11 protein-coding genes and 1 tRNA gene are annotated in these 16,054 nt (G+C 67.2%); 5 read left to right on the top strand and 7 right to left on the bottom strand.

All coding sequences use genetic code 11. From position 1 onward, the window contains the following. Window positions 1-22 precede the first annotated feature (22 nt). From UCD39_RS02995 to UCD39_RS02970, 6 genes are all read right to left on the bottom strand, one after another. Window positions 23-658 carry an FMN-binding negative transcriptional regulator gene (locus tag UCD39_RS02995; protein ID WP_330494626.1) on the bottom strand — a complete coding sequence of 212 codons (636 nt, stop codon included), beginning with the start codon at window positions 656-658 and terminating at the stop codon, window positions 23-25. A gap of 131 nt (window positions 659-789) precedes the next feature. Then, window positions 790-1,347, bottom strand: a complete 558-nt coding sequence (locus UCD39_RS02990) for a GNAT family N-acetyltransferase (RefSeq protein WP_330494625.1) — start codon at window positions 1,345-1,347, stop codon at window positions 790-792. 100 nt (window positions 1,348-1,447) lie between these two features. After that, window positions 1,448-3,682 (bottom strand): EAL domain-containing response regulator, encoded by a 2,235-nt coding sequence (locus UCD39_RS02985; RefSeq protein ID WP_330494624.1) that lies wholly within the window; start codon window positions 3,680-3,682, stop codon window positions 1,448-1,450. After that, window positions 3,682-5,496 (bottom strand): ATP-binding protein, encoded by a 1,815-nt coding sequence (locus tag UCD39_RS02980; protein ID WP_330494623.1) that lies wholly within the window; start codon window positions 5,494-5,496, stop codon window positions 3,682-3,684. Before UCD39_RS02980 ends, UCD39_RS02985 begins: the two co-directional genes overlap by 1 nt. A gap of 278 nt (window positions 5,497-5,774) precedes the next feature. Next, complete coding sequence (gene glnA, locus UCD39_RS02975) at window positions 5,775-7,184, bottom strand: type I glutamate--ammonia ligase (protein WP_330494622.1); 1,410 nt, start codon at window positions 7,182-7,184, stop codon at window positions 5,775-5,777. A gap of 145 nt (window positions 7,185-7,329) precedes the next feature. Continuing rightward, window positions 7,330-7,668: a P-II family nitrogen regulator gene (locus UCD39_RS02970; RefSeq protein WP_004274165.1), complete on the bottom strand. Its 339-nt coding sequence runs from the start codon at window positions 7,666-7,668 to the stop codon at window positions 7,330-7,332. A 485-nt stretch (window positions 7,669-8,153) separates the two neighbouring features. Between UCD39_RS02970 and UCD39_RS02965 the strand changes: the two genes are divergently transcribed. Next, window positions 8,154-8,229 (top strand) — tRNA-His (locus UCD39_RS02965). Between the two features lie 96 nt (window positions 8,230-8,325). On the opposite strand, the gene UCD39_RS02960 is transcribed toward UCD39_RS02965, so the two are convergent. Beyond that, window positions 8,326-8,988, bottom strand: coding sequence for a UCP032817 domain-containing protein (locus UCD39_RS02960; protein ID WP_330494621.1), 663 nt, complete (start codon window positions 8,986-8,988; stop codon window positions 8,326-8,328). A 164-nt stretch (window positions 8,989-9,152) separates the two neighbouring features. On the opposite strand from UCD39_RS02960, the gene UCD39_RS02955 reads away from it, so the two are divergent. The 4 genes from UCD39_RS02955 to UCD39_RS02940 all read left to right on the top strand — a co-directional run bounded on the left by UCD39_RS02955 (window position 9,153) and on the right by UCD39_RS02940 (window position 16,010). Then, window positions 9,153-10,748, top strand: coding sequence for an NAD(P)H-hydrate dehydratase (locus UCD39_RS02955; protein WP_330494620.1), 1,596 nt, complete (start codon window positions 9,153-9,155; stop codon window positions 10,746-10,748). Window positions 10,749-11,198: 450 nt separating this feature from the next. Further along, a complete protein-coding gene (locus UCD39_RS02950; protein WP_330494619.1) occupies window positions 11,199-11,450 on the top strand; it encodes a hypothetical protein in 252 nt (83 codons plus the stop codon). Window positions 11,451-11,730: 280 nt separating this feature from the next. Further along, window positions 11,731-13,515 carry a hybrid sensor histidine kinase/response regulator gene (locus tag UCD39_RS02945; protein ID WP_330494618.1) on the top strand — a complete coding sequence of 595 codons (1,785 nt, stop codon included), beginning with the start codon at window positions 11,731-11,733 and terminating at the stop codon, window positions 13,513-13,515. A gap of 143 nt (window positions 13,516-13,658) precedes the next feature. Beyond that, window positions 13,659-16,010, top strand: coding sequence for a thiamine pyrophosphate-binding protein (locus UCD39_RS02940; protein ID WP_330494617.1), 2,352 nt, complete (start codon window positions 13,659-13,661; stop codon window positions 16,008-16,010). Window positions 16,011-16,054: the final 44 nt, after the last annotated feature.

Genomic DNA, 16,054 nt, shown 5'->3' with positions numbered 1-16,054 from the left:
TCCTAACGAGCTGAGCTGACTATCAGCCTTCCGCGCCACCGCTTCGCACCAAGGCGGCTACGTCGGTGGCCCCATCCTGACCTAGCCCTTTTACCACGCCGTCGCGGTCGGCGACAGGGCGGTTTTGGCTCATCTTCCATTTGCCTTCCAGGCTGGTGAGGGCTAGCCGGAAGCCGACGATGCCGCGCAACTGCGCCTGGATGAAGTCGGCGGGGGCATCGTCCACGGCCCAGGGCGCGGCGCGTCCATCCTCATGCCCACGGGTCAGGTGGGTGACCAGATCCAGCAAGGCATCCGCATCCTGGAAAAAGGTGATGGGCCCCCGGGCGTGGATGGTGGCGTAATTCCAGGTGGGAACGACCTTTTCCGTCTCTGCCTTGGTCGCGTACCAGGACGGGGTAATGTAGGCATCCGGTCCCATGAAAATGGCCAAGGCCGGACTGCCCGCCGGTGTGTCCCGCCACTGCGGATTGGCTTTGGCGAAATGTCCGTACAGCGTGCCGTAGGGGCCCTCATCCGCCTGCAGCAGCAAGGGCAGGGGGCTGGCATGGGGCGCTCCGTCCGTTCCCACCGTCACCACATTGGCCAGCCCGATGGCCATCATGGCCTGGTGCAGCACGGGCAGCCGGTCTTCCTTGAAATGGGGCGGACGGTACATGGCGGATCGCTTTCGGTAGGACTGTCCAGAGCAAGAGAGGGCGTCCACTTTTCCTCGGACTGGTGGACGGACGATAATGCTGGTTTTCGCGCCCTGGTCCGCCCCTCGCGTGGGTCTGCCGTGCCCGGCGATCAGATCGCCGCCGGCAAGGGCGAAAGTTCCTTGCGCATGGGCACGAACTCGATGGTCTGGCCATTGGGCAGGGGATGGAAGACTCGCCCCGTGGGCAGGAAGCCCAGGGCGGTGTAGAGCGGCACGCCCGGCAAGGTGCCCATCAACTCCAGCGCTCGGAAGCCGGCCGCCTGGGCCTCCGCCTCGCAGGCCTTCAGCAGGGCGCGGCCGATGCCCTGGCGGGCCCGGTCGGGGTGGACGAAAAAGGCGCGGATGCGGGCGGGGTCGAGGGCCGGGTCCAGCATCTGGGAGGAACGGTCCGGACGGGCGTCGCCCCCGAACAGCGTCATGCGCCGACTCCACCCACCGCAGCCGACGAACAGGCCATCCGCTTCCTCGGCCACGAAATAGGTCTGGTCATGGATCAACTCACTGTCGACGCCGAAGGCGCCCGCCAGCGCCCCTTCCACCACTTCCGGTGTGTAGTGGCCGCCGCTGAGGCCACGCGCGGATGCCTGGATGAGATCCTGAAGCGCCGCCCTGTCGTCCAGCCGTGCCTTGCGCAGCGTGTAGGCCATGCATCCCCCTGGCGCTCTGTCCCGCGAAGCCCTTGAAGATACATCAGCGTTGCTGCGACTCCACTTCTGGAATCGCCCGTACGCGCCCGCCTAGGGGGCCTTACCCCCGGGCCGCCGGCGCGTCCCGCTTCAGCCACCATGTCGCCAGGGCGTCGGCCGGCAGGGCGTGGCTGTAGAGGAAGCCTTGGGCCACGGGAACGCCCAAAGCCCGCAGGCGCGTGGCCTGTTCCTCCGTCTCCACACCCTCGGCCACCACCTTCGCGTCGATGACGGCGGCCACTTGGACGATGGCCCGCACCAGCATGTCGGACTTCGAATCCTGGTTCATGCCCTGGATAAAGCGGCGATCCACCTTCACCGTGGTGGCGGGAAGGCGGTTCAGGTAGCTCAATGAGGAATAGCCGGTGCCGAAATCGTCCAGCGCCACGCCGAAGCCCCGGTCACGCAAGCCCTGGATATGATCGAAGGCGCGCTGGTCGTCGCCGACAAAGACCGACTCGGTGATCTCCATTTCCAGGCCCTCGGCTGTGACGTCCTGGGCCGCCAGCACGCCATCGATGCCATGAAGGAAATCCGCCTGCTGCACCTGCAGGGCGCAGACATTGACCGCCACCGGGATGTCCAAACCCTCGGTCTGCCAGGCACGGCGCTGGCGGATGGCCATTTCCAGCACCATCAGGCCCATGGGTAGAATCAAGCCGCTGGCCTCCGCCAGGTCCAGGAACTGGGCCGGCATCAACAGACCGTGCCGCGGCGATTGCCACCGCACCAGCGCTTCCACCCCGACCGGCCGTCCAGTCAGGAGATCCAGCTTGGGCTGGTAATGCAGCACCAACTCGCGGTTACGCAGGGCGGCGCGGAATTCGGCCAGCAGCGCCAGCCCGGCGTTGTTGCGCCGCTCCAGTTCCGGGTTGAAGGCGATCAGGCGGCCCCGTGCCCGCAGTTTGGCATCCTTCAGCGCCAGGGACGCTTGCTGCACCAGCTGGTCGCCGCTATCGCTGGCACTGATGGTGCAGCCGCTGGTGGCCGACAGGCTGGCGTGGCGCCCAGCGACATCGAAGCCGGCCTCGAACGCCATCTCAAGCTGTCGCTCCAAGGAGGGCAGCGACAGCTCCTCGTCGGTCGGCAACGGCAGGGCCAAGGCGAAACGGTCGCCGCCAAAACGGCTGACGGCCACGGCGTCGGGGAAGGTGCTCACCAGCCGGTGGCCCACGGCGCGCAGCAGGGCGTCCGCCACCTGGAAGCCCAGCCGCGCATTGATGAAATGGAACTGGTCCAGGTCCAGCAGGATCACCACCGGGCCACGTCCTGGAACCGGGTTGTCCCGCGCCGCCCGGTCCAGTGCGGCGATGAATCCAGCACGGTTGGGCAGACCGGTCAGCGGGTCGGTGAAGGCCACGGAACGCAGATGCTCAAACAGGGTCGCGGTTTCGAAGCCCAGCGCGACGTTGATTGTGAACAGGCGCAGCAGGTCGCGCTTCTGTTCATCCACCGGGATGGGGGTGGACATGTAGACGGCGGCCGGATGAGCGCTGCCCGACTGCAGGTACAGGATATCCCCGTCCCGGCTCTTGAAGCCCTGGCGCCGTGAAAACGCCTCCAGAAGCGCGGCCTCGATCTCGACATTGCCCAGGGTGGCCAGGGGCTTGCGGATATGATCGGCGAATCGGCCGGCCGCGGCGACGATGACGGGGCCGTCCACCGTGCCCTGGGCGCACAACAGCCCCTCCGGTTCCGTTCCCATCTGGGCCGCCAGTTGGATCAGCACCCCGGCGCTGAACTCGTTCAGGCTGCGCTCGCTGAACAGGTCGGCGGAGGCCTTGATCACCTGTTCCAGTCCCCGGCGGTGGCGGTCCAGCGCCACGATCTGCTCATACGAGCGCAACGCCGTGATGATGCTGGAGGCCAGCCGGGTGACGGTCAGCTCCGTCTTGGCCTTGTAATCGTTGATGTCATACTGGCGGATGACGTCCAGTTCCGGGGCATAGCCCGGCTGGCCGGTGCGCAGCACGATGCGCACCTGGTCATTGCGCAGGTCTTCCCGGATGCGCCGCACCAGATCCAGCCCGGCGTGTTCATCCTCCATGACCACGTCCAGCAGCACCACGGCGATATCCGGGGTGTTGGACAGGTAATCGAACGCCTCCCAGGCGGAATAGCAGCTGTCCAAGGTCAGCGGCCGGCCCCGGAAATCCATGCCCTCCAGCGCCAGGCGCGTGGCCAAGTGAACCTGCTCGTCATCGTCGACCACCAGGATGCGCCAACCGGGGCCGCCCTGCCGCGTGTCGTCCCGGTCATCCTCGATGTGGATCAGGGCCTCGGCCGGGTTCGCCATCAGCTGGGTTCCTGGCCAGGGTCCAGCGTATCCGGGTGGGCGGCGAGGCCGTCGCTGGCCTGGGGCGCCACCAGCGGCAGGGTCAGGGTCACGCTGGTTCCCTGGCCGGGCGATGCGGCGACGGCGATGGAGCCGCCCAGGATGCCGGTCACGATGTTGTAGACGATGTGCATGCCCAGGCCCGACCCTCCCTGACCCAATTTCGTCGTGAAGAACGGTTCGAAAAGACGCCGGCGCACATCTTCGCTCATCCCCGCGCCGTTGTCCTGCACGCGCAGGGTTACCTCGCGGGCGTTGCGGCTGGCCTCGATGCGCAGCCTCTGGCCGGTGGCCTCCCGGTCCCGCGCCGAAACGGCGCCATCGAAGGCATGCAGTTCGGCGTTCTGGATCAGGTTGGTCAGCACCTGGCCCAGCGGGCCGGGATAGCTGTCGAGATCGATGCCGTCGGGAATGCGGGTTTCGACATTGAACGTGGCGCGCCGCAGCATGGGACCCAACGTGGTCAGGGTATCCGACACCATTTCCGCCAGGTCGAACCGTCGGCGCTGGGAACTGGTGCGGTCCACCGCCACCTGTTTGAAATGCTGCACCAGGGTGGTGGCGCGGTCCAGGTTGCGCTCCAGCAGGTCGGTGCTGTCGCGGGCCACGCGGGCGAAGCGGTCTACTGTGCTCTGTCGCAATTGGCCGGCCTCGATGGCGGCCAGGAAGCGCTTGGTTTCCAGCGCCAGCGTGCTGCTGGCGCTGACCGCCACGCCCAGGGGGGAATTGACCTCGTGCGCCACGCCGGCGACCAGGGCGCCCAGGGCGGCCAGTTTCTCCGACTCGACCAACTGGTCTTGCAGTTGGCGCAGGGTGGCCAAGTTGGTTTCCGCCTCGGTCTTGGCGGCGGACAGGGACTGGGCCTCGTCCGTGCGGTCGGCGATCATCCGGTCGCGTTCCGCGCTTTTGTCCCGCAGCACGGCCAGCGCCTCGGCAAGGCCGGCGATTTCGTCCCGCCGGCCGCTGCTCGGGAGGGGATGGTCGTAGCGGCCCTGTGCGAAGGCGGCGGTGGCCCTGGTCATGGCCTGTATCGGGGCGGCGATGGCGCGGTTGGCCAGCACGGCCAACAGGGTTCCCGCCGCCACGGCCAAGCCGATGCCTGCCCACAGCATTAGGCGCGTGGATTCGTAGATGGCGTTGCCCTCGCGCGCCGTGGCGCGGCCCTGGTTCACGTTGAACGCCAGGTCACGCAGGATGGCGTCCGTCGCCTGGTTGTCGGCGTCCCGCAGCGGCCCATTGTACAGGGCGATGGCCTCCGCCTTGTTATGCGCCCTCACCAGGTCCTTGAGCCGCTGCTCATATTGCCGGCCGGCGGCCCAGGCTTGGTCGAAGGCGTGCAGGTGCCGCTCATCCTCCGTGTTCATGACGATGTATTGCTGATAATCGCGGCGCGCGATCTCCACGTCCTGGTTGCGGTGGTCCAGCGTCTCCAGGTCCCTGTCCAGGGTGGACTCGTCGGAAAAGAGCAGCCGGGCCGTGGCCAGGCGATGGCTTTTGATGGCGGAGATCATCTGGCCGTTCACGGCCGTGCTGGGCAACCAATTGTCCCGGATGACGGTGGTCTTTTCATTCACGGCCGCCAGGCGATTGACGGCCAGCAAGCCCGCCAGCACCACCCCCAAGGTCAACAGGCCGAAGGCCAGCAACAGGCGCAGGCGCACGGTCATCCCGCCCGTGGCCCGGCTCGGGGATGGGACGGACAATGAGGCCCCCGGCGGGACGGTCCTCTCCGCCGTTCCCATCTCCATCGACCGGGGACCGGTGGACTGTGCCATGAGCCATGCTTCCGCTTGTGACCCGCCCTATCCGCCCTTCCGTGACGGCGGACGACCGGGAAAAGGCGCGACATCCCCCTGAGAGTAACGTTTGCCGGCGGTGGTGGACAGGGGCAGGGCGCTATCCTCCGGTACAGGGAGGGGCGGGGCAAGGGGCCGAGAGAGGGGGCGACCGCTGGTCGCGGTCCCGCTGCGGCCATGGCAGCCGCAAAAGAAAAGGGCCGCCCCGGGGGACGGCCCTTTCCCGACAGGAGGCTTCCCAGGGGAAGCCGATCCGATCAGACCGAGTAGTACATCTTGTATTCGATGGGGTGCGGCGAGGTTTCGAACGCCAGCACTTCTTCCATCTTCAGGTCGATGTAGCTGTTGATGAAGTCCTCGGTGAAGACGTCGCCCTTCTTCAGGAAGGCGTTGTCGGCGGCCAGGGACTCCAGGGCCTCACGCAGCGAGCGGCAGACGGTCGGAACCTCCTTCAGCTCCTCCGGCGGCAGGTCGTACAGGTTCTTGTCCATCGCGTCGCCGGGGTGGATCTTGTTCTGGATGCCATCCAGACCAGCCATCAGCATGGCGGCGAAGGCCAGGTAGGGGTTCGCACCCGGGTCCGGGAAGCGGACCTCGACGCGCTTGCCCTTCGGGCTGTTCACGAACGGGATGCGGCAGGAAGCCGAACGGTTGCGCGAGGAGTAGGCCAGCAGCACCGGCGCCTCGTAGCCCGGGACCAGACGCTTGTAGCTGTTGGTCAGCGGGTTGGTGAAGGCGTTCAGGGCGCGGGCGTGCTTAATGATGCCGCCAATGTAGTACAGGGCGGTTTCCGACAGGTCGGCGTAGCCTGAACCGGCGAACAGCGGCTTGCCGTCCTTCCAGATGGACTGGTGGCAGTGCATGCCCGAACCGTTGTCGCCGAACACCGGCTTCGGCATGAACGTGGCCGTCTTGCCATAGGCGTGGGCGACATTGTGCACCACGTACTTAAAGATCTGCATGGTGTCGGCCATGCTGACCAGGGTGCCGAACTTGATGCCCAGTTCGTGCTGCGAAGCGGCCACTTCGTGGTGGTGCTTCTCGACCTCGACGCCCATGTCGGCCATCACGGTCACCATCTCGGCGCGCAGGTCCTGGCCGGCGTCGATCGGGGCGACCGGGAAGTAGCCGCCCTTGACGGCCGGACGGTGACCCAGGTTACCTTCCGGATAAGCCTTGCCGGAGGTGTACGGGCCTTCCTCGCTGTCGAACTCGTACATGACGCGGTTCATCGAGACTTCGAACTTCACGTCGTCGAACACGAAGAACTCGGCCTCGGGGCCGAAGTAGGCGGTGTCGCCGATGCCGGCGCTGGCCATGTACTTCTCAGCGGCCTTGGCGATGGAGCGCGGGTCGCGCTTGTAGGGCTGGCCGGTGGACGGCTCCAGCACGTCGCAGAACACGGTCAGCAGCGGCTGGGCGGCGAACGGGTCCAGGACGGCGGTGGCGGGGTCGGGCATCAGGATCATGTCCGACTCGTTGATGGCCTTCCAACCGGCGATCGACGACCCGTCGAACATCACGCCGTCGGTGAACATATCCTCGTTCACGGTGCTGATGTGCTGGGCGGTGTGCTGCAGCTTGCCGCGCGGATCGGTGAAACGGAAGTCGACGTACTTGACGTCGTGCTCCTTAACCAGGTCGAAGAACTTCGCGATATCGGACATCTTGATGGGTTCCCTAAAGTTCTGGGAGGTGTTGGGTTACTACTGACTGGTTCTCATGGGCGGGAACATCGCTGCACCCCCATCCCATACTGTTCCGGCGCCCAGGGTTACTCCCATCCCGTGCCGCCGGCCCCAAACTCGCGCGTCAGACGGCGTCCGGCCCACGCTCCCCGGTGCGAATGCGGATGACATCCTCGACCGGGGTGACGAAGATTTTGCCGTCGCCGATGCGCCCGGTGTGCGCCGCCTGCTGGATGGCTTCGATCGCGCGGTCGACCAGCTGGTCGTCCATCACGATTTCGATCTTCACCTTGGGCAGGAAATCCACGACGTACTCGGCGCCCCGGTACAGCTCGGTATGGCCCTTCTGGCGGCCGAAGCCCTTGGCTTCGGTCACGGTGATGCCCTTGATGCCGACTTCGTGCAGCGCTTCCTTCACCTCGTCCAGCTTGAACGGTTTGATGATGGCTTCGATCTTTTTCATCGCTTACGGCCACGCCTTCGCTTCAAGGGCGGGGGATGTTGGCGCCGCTGCCTGGGCTGGTGATCGACCCTTGGTCTCATCCCAGGGAAACGGTACCGGGAACCCCCACGATTTTCAATTCGCTGTCTGGCCGATACACAACACGGCTTGGGCGTTTCCCGCAACAGGCGTTCCGCCCCACCCGTGTGGCCCGACCGGACCGGGCCGATAGGATAGCACGCCCCATGCCAACCCGGCGGATGGGGCGGTGCCGGCCCTCCTGGCCAATCGCCGTCCATGCATGCACTGTTTCTATGCAAACGGCAGCACAAAAAATAGACAATGGCCTGAAATTTACTCTTAAGCCATCCTCTCGCCCGGATTTGCGGGGGTGGCGCTGCCTCGATTGCGGCCTATCCCGCAACGCGACCCCGGCATGTGAAGATTATTTTATCAGAACGCTTGACGGGATGGGGGTAGGTGGTGCAGAAACCCGCCTCACGGCGGCGGTGGTAGCTCAGCTGGTAGAGCTCTCGGTTGTGGTCCGAGCGGTCGTGGGTTCGAGTCCCATCCATCGCCCCATTCTCCTTATAGTATATATAAGGATGGCAAAGGCGCCCTTCGGGGCGCCTTTTTGCGTTATGGTGGTGCGCTCGGCGGGAAGGCTCGCTTAAGGCCTCAATGGCCGCCGCAACTGCCGCCTCCGCAACCGCCATGGCCGCCGCATCCGCCGTGGCCGTCCCCACCATGGCCAGCCCCATGCCCATGACCGCCCCCGCAGGAGCCGTGGGCTGGGCCGCTTCCGCTGTCCCAGCCGGTGGAGGCCTCCGTCCCGCCACCCTGGTCGCCCCGGGTCTTCTGCACCCAGGCGATGGCCATGGGGCTGGGGACCGGCCAGGCTTGCGGGTCGGGCACGCCGTAGCATGCCTCATAGGCCAGCCAGGTGCGGGCGTAGGCCTCGGCGCTGCCCGCGCCGACATGGTGGTGAATGAACCGCCCCGCCGCCGCCCGGCAATAGTCGGCATAAAGCGCGGTGCACAGCACCAGCTCATGCCAATAATCATCCACTTGGCTGTCCGGCGCCCCCAGGGGCCGACCGGCGGCCCACGCCGGGGGCGTTGCCATCAGCCCGAAATAGCGGCGGAATTCCCGTTCCCAGAAGGCGGCGGCGGTCGCGTCCAGGCCTTGGCGTAGGCGGAAGCGCTCCGTGGCTAGGGACAGGTCGTGGGCGAATACGGCCCGCAGGCGTTTTTTTCGTTGGTGAAGAAGGCGGCCGCCCCAGGCGGCAATGGTGGCCCAACTGGCCAGGATCAACGTACCCGGTCCCCAAATGGTGGACATAAGCCCTCGACGGGTGGTTACGGACGGCGCCATTGTAACCGGACATCCCCGGCGCCGCCAGTGGTGCGTTGTCCTGCCGATGCCGGGATCAACTTCAGGTCGCCCCGCCGCCGAGTGTCCGCCCTATGCCCCCGCGCGCCGCTTCCCTATTCCCGCCCGCCTCCATGAACGTCTTGCTGTCCGTCGCCCGCATGCGGGCTGCCGATGCCGCCGCCATCGCCGGTGGGGTATCCGGCATCACCTTGATGGAGCATGCGGGCCGGGCCGTGGCGGATGCCGTCATGGCCCATCAGCGTGGCGGCCAGGGCGTGGCGCCGGTGGCCGTGCTGTGCGGGCCCGGCAACAACGGGGGCGATGGCTTCGTCGCGGCCCGCCATCTGGCGGCCGCCGGTTGGCCTGTGCGCCTGGCCCTGCTGGGGGAACTGGACCGGCTAACGGGGGATGCCGCCCTGGCCGCCGCCGAATGGGTGGGGGCCTGGGGGCGAGACTCGGTGCTGGCGGCCGAGTCGCGGGTGTTGAACGGGGCCGCGGTGGTGATCGACGCCCTCTTCGGCACGGGGCTTACACGTCCGCTGTCCGGTGCCGCGAGGGAATTGGTGGTGGCGATGGCGGCGGCGCGCCGGGACGGCGCCATGGTGGTGGCGGTGGACGTGCCCAGCGGTCTGGACGCGGACACCGGCCATCCCGTGGGTAGCCGCCCGATGGAAGAGGGGGGCATGGTCCAGGCCGACCTCACCGTCACCTTCTTCCGCAAAAAGCCCGGCCACCTGCTTCTGCCTGGCCGTGTGGCCTGTGGCGCCACCCGTGTGGCGGATATTGGAATACCCGAGGGCGTGCTGGACGGGCCGGCGGTGGCGAGCGACGTGTGGGAGAACGGGCCGGCCCTGTTCGTGGACGCTCTGCCACGACCGCGCGTTGACGATCACAAATACCGGCGGGGCCATGCCTTGGTCGTGGGCGGGGCGGTCATGACAGGCGCCGCCCGTCTGGCCGCGCGGGCGGCGCAACGGGTCGGGGCCGGCATGGTGACGGTGGCCAGCCCGCCGGCGGCGGAATTGGTCTACCGTCTTTCCAGTCCCAGCCAGATCGTGCGTCCGATGGCGGACGCGGCCGCCGCGGCGGACATGGTGGCGGATGCCCGTGTCGCCGCCGCCGTGTTCGGCCCCGGCGCCGGCACGGATGACGCGTCACGGGCCTTGCTGCATGCCTTGGTGGCGGCGGCCGGGCGGCGGGGCCCCGATTTCGGCCTGGTGCTGGACGCTGATGTTTTCACCGCCTTTGCCGGCGCGGCCGATGCGCTGCGCCCGCATCTCACGGGGCGGGTCGTGCTGACGCCGCATGAGGGGGAATTCGCCCGGCTGTTTGGCGCCGGCCACCCGATCCTGTCCTCCACCGCTTCGGGCGCGGACAAGCTGTCCCGCGCGCGGGTGGCGGCCCGGCATCTGGGCGCCGTCGTCCTGCTGAAGGGGGCGGACACCGTCATCGCCCACCCTGACGGCCGCGCGGTGATTGAGGCGGGCGGGCCAGCCACCTTGGCCACCGCCGGGTCGGGCGATGTGCTGGCGGGACTGTGCGTGGGGCTGCTGGCGGGCGGCATGGATGCCTTTCGCGCCGCCCAGGCCGCCGCCTGGCTGCACGCGCGGGCGGCGGTTCGCTTCGGCCCCGGCCTGGTCGCGGAAGACCTGCCCGAGCAGGTGCCGGCCCTTTTGTCGGCGCTGTTGCGGTCGACGGATGACCTCGACATAGCCGCAATCAAATAGAAAACCCATAAAATTGTATATAATGCCGCGCCTTCTCCTTGGCGGCCGTCACGACCTTTTCAGGTCTCTTCGATGCCCATGAAGGGCGAAGGGGAATATTTGAAATTCGATTTTCGGCATACACCAAAAGCATTGCCCCTATAAAAACAATCGGATACTCTCCAATTCGAACTGAAACTGCCTTGCGACAGTCGTCCTTAACAGGGGGCGATTGATCGGCGCAATATCCACACACCGAACCATCTCTGCTTGCGGCATCTGTGTCTTTGGCAGTTTGGGTCGCGCTTCGCGTTTCAAGTATTCGTGAATCGCGTTTTGGTTGTGGGCTGGGTCGAGCTGGCGCGGGTGGGGCAAGGCGGCGGGGCCTTTATCCCGAACGTCTGGCGCCGTGGCCGATCATCGCCCCGTTGTCTGGGGTTGGCCGGGGGCCTGCTTTATAGGGGGGCGGGTGTGGGCTTCTCTCTTTTTCGCCGGTCGCGCCTGGACGATCCGTTGCAGGTCGGTGCGCAGTACCGCCGCGTCGTTTCCGGCAGTGTCACGGAAACGGCGGAGGTTTTGACCATCACCACGGACAGTTTTCATATTCCGCATGTGCGCTTCATGGTGCGCAATAACCTGGCCGAGGACGGCAGCGCCCCGGACCAGCGCACCCTGTCGGCGGAAAGCTTCAGCCGGCTGTTCAACGAGCGCGTCGTTAACTGAGCCAGGGTGCCCGTCGCCCGCCCGCCTCGCCTGACGGGGTAGCCCGCTAGGACGCTGGAACAACTGGCGGAATGTCCCCATCGTCTTATGTGGGGCCTCCATCCAAGGAGGCCGGTTCTATGTAACCGGCCGCCATCGGTGTCCCTGAACGGATGCGAACGGGGCGGACGGCATGGGATGGAAAGACGCGATGCCCCCCACGGCCGATGCCGTCCAGCCGGGCACGCCCGCGGCCCCTTTGAGGCTCACATCTCCCTTGGTCGCACAGACACCCGTTCCCATGACCTCGCAGGCCCCCTTGGTGGCCGTTGACGGTCTCGCGGTGGGTTTGATCGAGCTGGTTCAGGCGCTGTCGTTCTGCCGCGACATGGCCAGTGTCATGGCCCTGGTGCGCCGCGCTGCTCGCGCGTTGAGCGGCGCTGACGGCGTCACCATCGTCCTGCGCGAGGGGGACCTGTGCCACTACGTGGACGAGGATGCCATCGGTCCCTTGTGGAAGGGGCGCCGCTTCCCCTTGTCCACCTGCATTTCCGGCTGGGTCATGTTGAACCGCCGGCCGGCGGTCATTCCCGACATTTACCAGGACGACCGCGTTCCCCATGACGCCTATCGTCCCACCTTCGTGAAAAGCCTGGTGATGGTTCCCGTGCGCGTGGATGAACCGATCGCCGCCATCGGCGCCTATTGGGCGGCGGTGCGCCAGCCGACGCCGGGAGAGGTCGCGTTGTTGCAGGCGGTGGCCCATTCCACCGCGGTCGCGCTGACCAACGTCCAGCTTTATGAATCCCTGGACGCGGCATTGGCGGAAAGCCAAGCGCGGGCGGAGGAGGCGGAGAAGGCCAACCGCGCCAAGTCGGTCTTCCTCGCGGCCATCAGCCACGACCTGCGCCAGCCGTTGCAGACCATGCGTCTCTATCACACCATGTTGAGCGAGCGGGCGACGCTGGGCGCCGCGATCACTGGCGTGGCGACAGCGTTGGATCGCAAGCTCATCGCCGGCATGGGCGAGGCGCTGTCCTCTGGCGAGGAACTGTTGCGCGCCCTGCTGGACATATCGGTGTTGGACGCCGGCACGGTGCGGGTGAACCCCCAGCGCTTTTCGTTGGAAAATACCCTGGCCGGCTTGGTCAGCGCCATCCGCGGCGACGCGGAGAAGGCGGGCGTGGACATCCGCTTGCGTGCGGGCGCCAAGACCGGCCCGCAGGCGGCGCTGGCGGACGCGGATACCGACCCCGTCCTACTGAAATGCATTCTGCGCAACCTGCTGACGAACGCCGTGCGCTACACCCCGCGCGGGGGGCGCGTGCTGGTTTCCACCCGTCGGCGGGGCAATGCCCTGCTGGTCCAGGTTTGGGACACCGGCGCCGGGATCGCCCCGGACCAATTAGGCGCCGTCTTCGAGGATTTCGTTCAGCTGAACAACCCCGAGCGGGACCGTGCCAAGGGCCTGGGCTTGGGGCTGGGCATCGTCCGCCGCATGGCCCGCCTGCTGGGCATTCCCGTCACGGTGCGCTCCTTTCCCGGCCGCGGTTCCGTCTTCTCGCTCCTGGTGCCCGCCGTACCGGCGGCGGTGGCGCCCGGTGGCGACAGTCTGGTGGCCTTTCCCCGGGACAGCCAGCGTCCGGCCCAACGCGACAGCGACCCGCGGACCATCCTGGCGGTGGAGGACGACCCGCTGCAGCGCCTGGCGCTGGGCGCCATCATCGAAAGCTGGGGGTATCGCGTCATCACCGCGGCCGGTTCCGACGAGGCCATGGTCGCCATCCGCGGTGCCGGTCCCCTGCCCGGCCTGGTGATCAGCGATTTCCGCCTGCCCGGACAACTCAACGGCGTGCAACTGGTCGCCCGCCTGGGCAATGAACTGCGGCGCCACCTTCCGGGCATCATCGTGACGGGGGATACCGATCCCGCCCGCATCCAGGAGGCGTCGGCCACCGGCTGCACCCTAATCCACAAGCCCTACCTGCCGGAGGTTCTGCGCGCCGCCATCGAGGGGGTGCTGCAAGGGCCGGAGGATGGCGCGCGTCCGGCCGCGCGGTCCCAGGCGGCCACCCGGGAGGGTTAGCGCGTGGTGTCAAAACTTTCAGGCGCCAAAAATTTTGAACACCGGTCTTCAGGGGCGCCGCGCGCGGGTCTATAACCCTGGGTATGAGCGGGCGCCGGGCCTTAGGCCCATGGGCGCCCCACCCCTGAGGGAAGACACGCGGCATGCCTGACGCCTCGACCGTTTCCGCCACCCACCCCGACAAGATCCGCCTGCTGGAGGCGCTGGAGCGCAAGGTGCTCTGGCTGTCGGCCTGGACCATCCACAACGCCAACCATATCCGCCCGTCGCGCGATGGCTTGAAGGTGGGCGGCCACCAGGCCTCCAGCGCCTCGCTGGCCAGCATCATGACGGCCCTGTACTTCGACGTTCTGCGGCCGCAGGACCGGGTGGCGGTGAAACCCCACGCCAGCCCCGTCTTCCACGCCATCCAGTACATGCTGGGCCGCCAGACCAGGGAGAAGCTGGAACGCTTCCGCGCCCTGGGGGGCGCGCAAAGCTACCCGTCGCGCACCAAGGACACCGATGACGTGGATTTTTCCACCGGATCGGTGGGGCTGGGCGTGGCGGTCACCGCCTTCGCCTCCCTGGTCCAGGACTATGTGCGCCTCAAGGGGCTGTCGGACCAGCCGGAGGGGCGTATGGTCGCCCTGGTGGGCGACGCCGAGATGGACGAGGGCAACGTTTTCGAGGCCATGCTGGAGGGCTGGAAGCACGACCTGCGCAATACCTGGTGGATCATCGACTATAACCGCCAGAGCCTGGACAGCGTGGTGTCGGACCGGCTGTGGGTGCCGATTGAGGGCATGTTCCGCTCGCTGGACTGGAACGTGCAGATCCTGAAGTACGGCAAGAAGCTGCAGGCCGCCTTCGTGCAGGAGGGCGGCGACGCCCTGCGCCAGTGGATCGACACCTGCCCCAACCAGCTCTATTCCGCGCTGACCTTCAAGGGCGGGGCCGCCTGGCGCGAGGCATTGATCCGTGACCTGGGCGACACGCGCGGCATCCGCCATATCCTGGACGCCCATGACGACGCGGCCCTGGGCGGGCTCATGACCAACCTGGCGGGCCATGATCTGCCCACCCTGCTGGAAACCTTCCACGGCACCACCGACGACCGGCCGGCCTGCTTCATCGCCTACACGGTCAAGGGCCGGGGGCTGCCCTTCCAGGGGCACAAGGACAACCATGCCGGCCTGATGAATCCAGAGCAGATGGCGGCCTTCAAGGCGGCTTGCGGCCTGGCCGAAGGCCAGGAATGGGACCGGCACGCCGGCCTGGACGTGGAGCCGGCCGACCTGGACGCCTTCCTCGCCCAGGTTCCCTTCGCGCAAGGAACGGGGCCTGGGCGCGCCAGCCGTCGCCTCAAAGGCGCGGCCATCCCGGTGCCGCCCACCCTGGCGGTGGATTTGGGCGCCCGCATGTCGACGCAGGAGGGCTTCGGCAAGATTTTGGGCGAGATCGCCAAGGGTGACGACGACCTGGCCGCCCGCATCGTCACCACCTCGCCCGATGTCACCGTATCCACCAATCTGGGTCCCTGGGTGAACCGGCGTGGCCTGTTCGCGCGGCAGGAGACCCAGGACATTTTCCGCGAACAGAAGGTGGTGTCCGCCCAGCGCTGGCAGGGCGCGCCCGGTGGCCAGCACATCGAGTTGGGCATCGCCGAGCACAACCTGTTCCTGATGCTGGCGGCATTGGGCCTCAGCCACGACTTGTTCGGGGCCCGGCTGCTGCCTATCGGCACCCTGTACGATCCCTTCATCAAGCGCGGCCTGGACGCCATGAACTACGCGGCCTACCAGGATGCCCGCTTCATGGTGGTGGCCACCCCCTCGGGCGTCACCCTGGCGCCGGAGGGCGGCGCGCACCAATCCATCGTCACGCCGCTGATCGGCATGGGCCTGCCCAACGTCTCCAGCTATGAGCCCGCCTTCGTGGATGAACTGGCCGCCATCATGGCCTGGGGCTTCGACCATATGCAGCGGCCGGATGGCGGCTCCCTCTACCTGCGCCTCAGTACCCGGCAGGTGGACCAGCCCGGGCGGGGGGAATCAGGGGGCCTGGACCGGGAGGCCGTCATCCAGGGAGGCTATTGGCTGCGTCCCCCGGCGCCGGACGCGGAATTCGCCATCGTCTATTGCGGCGCCCTGGCGCCGGAGGCGCTGGAGGCCCACGCCCAGGTGCTGGAGGATTGCCCCGGCGCCGGCCTGTTGGCCGTGACCTCCCCCGATCGGCTGCACGCCGGCTGGACGGCGGCCCAGCGTCAAGGACGGGGGCATGAGGCCCATGTCCACCGCTTGCTGTCCGCCCTGCCGGCGGACGCCCGCCTGGTGACCGTCATCGACGGGCATCCGGCGACGCTCTCCTGGCTGGGGTCGGTGCGTGGCCAGGCGGTGGCGGCGCTGGGCGTGGAAAAGTTCGGCCAGTCCGCCGATATCCCGGACCTTTACCAAGCCCAGGGTCTCGACGCCGACGCCATCGTCGATGCATGCGCCAAGGTGCTTTTGGGATAGGGTTTGAAGCCGAAACGCCTATTACCTGATCGACTTACCTGATC

It is taken from the genome of Nitrospirillum karajorum (genome assembly GCF_036348415.1).
GTDB lineage: Bacteria > Pseudomonadota > Alphaproteobacteria > Azospirillales > Azospirillaceae > Nitrospirillum > Nitrospirillum amazonense_B.
Note: the sequence above shows the minus strand (reverse complement) of the source record. Positions and strands in the feature narration are given on the sequence as shown.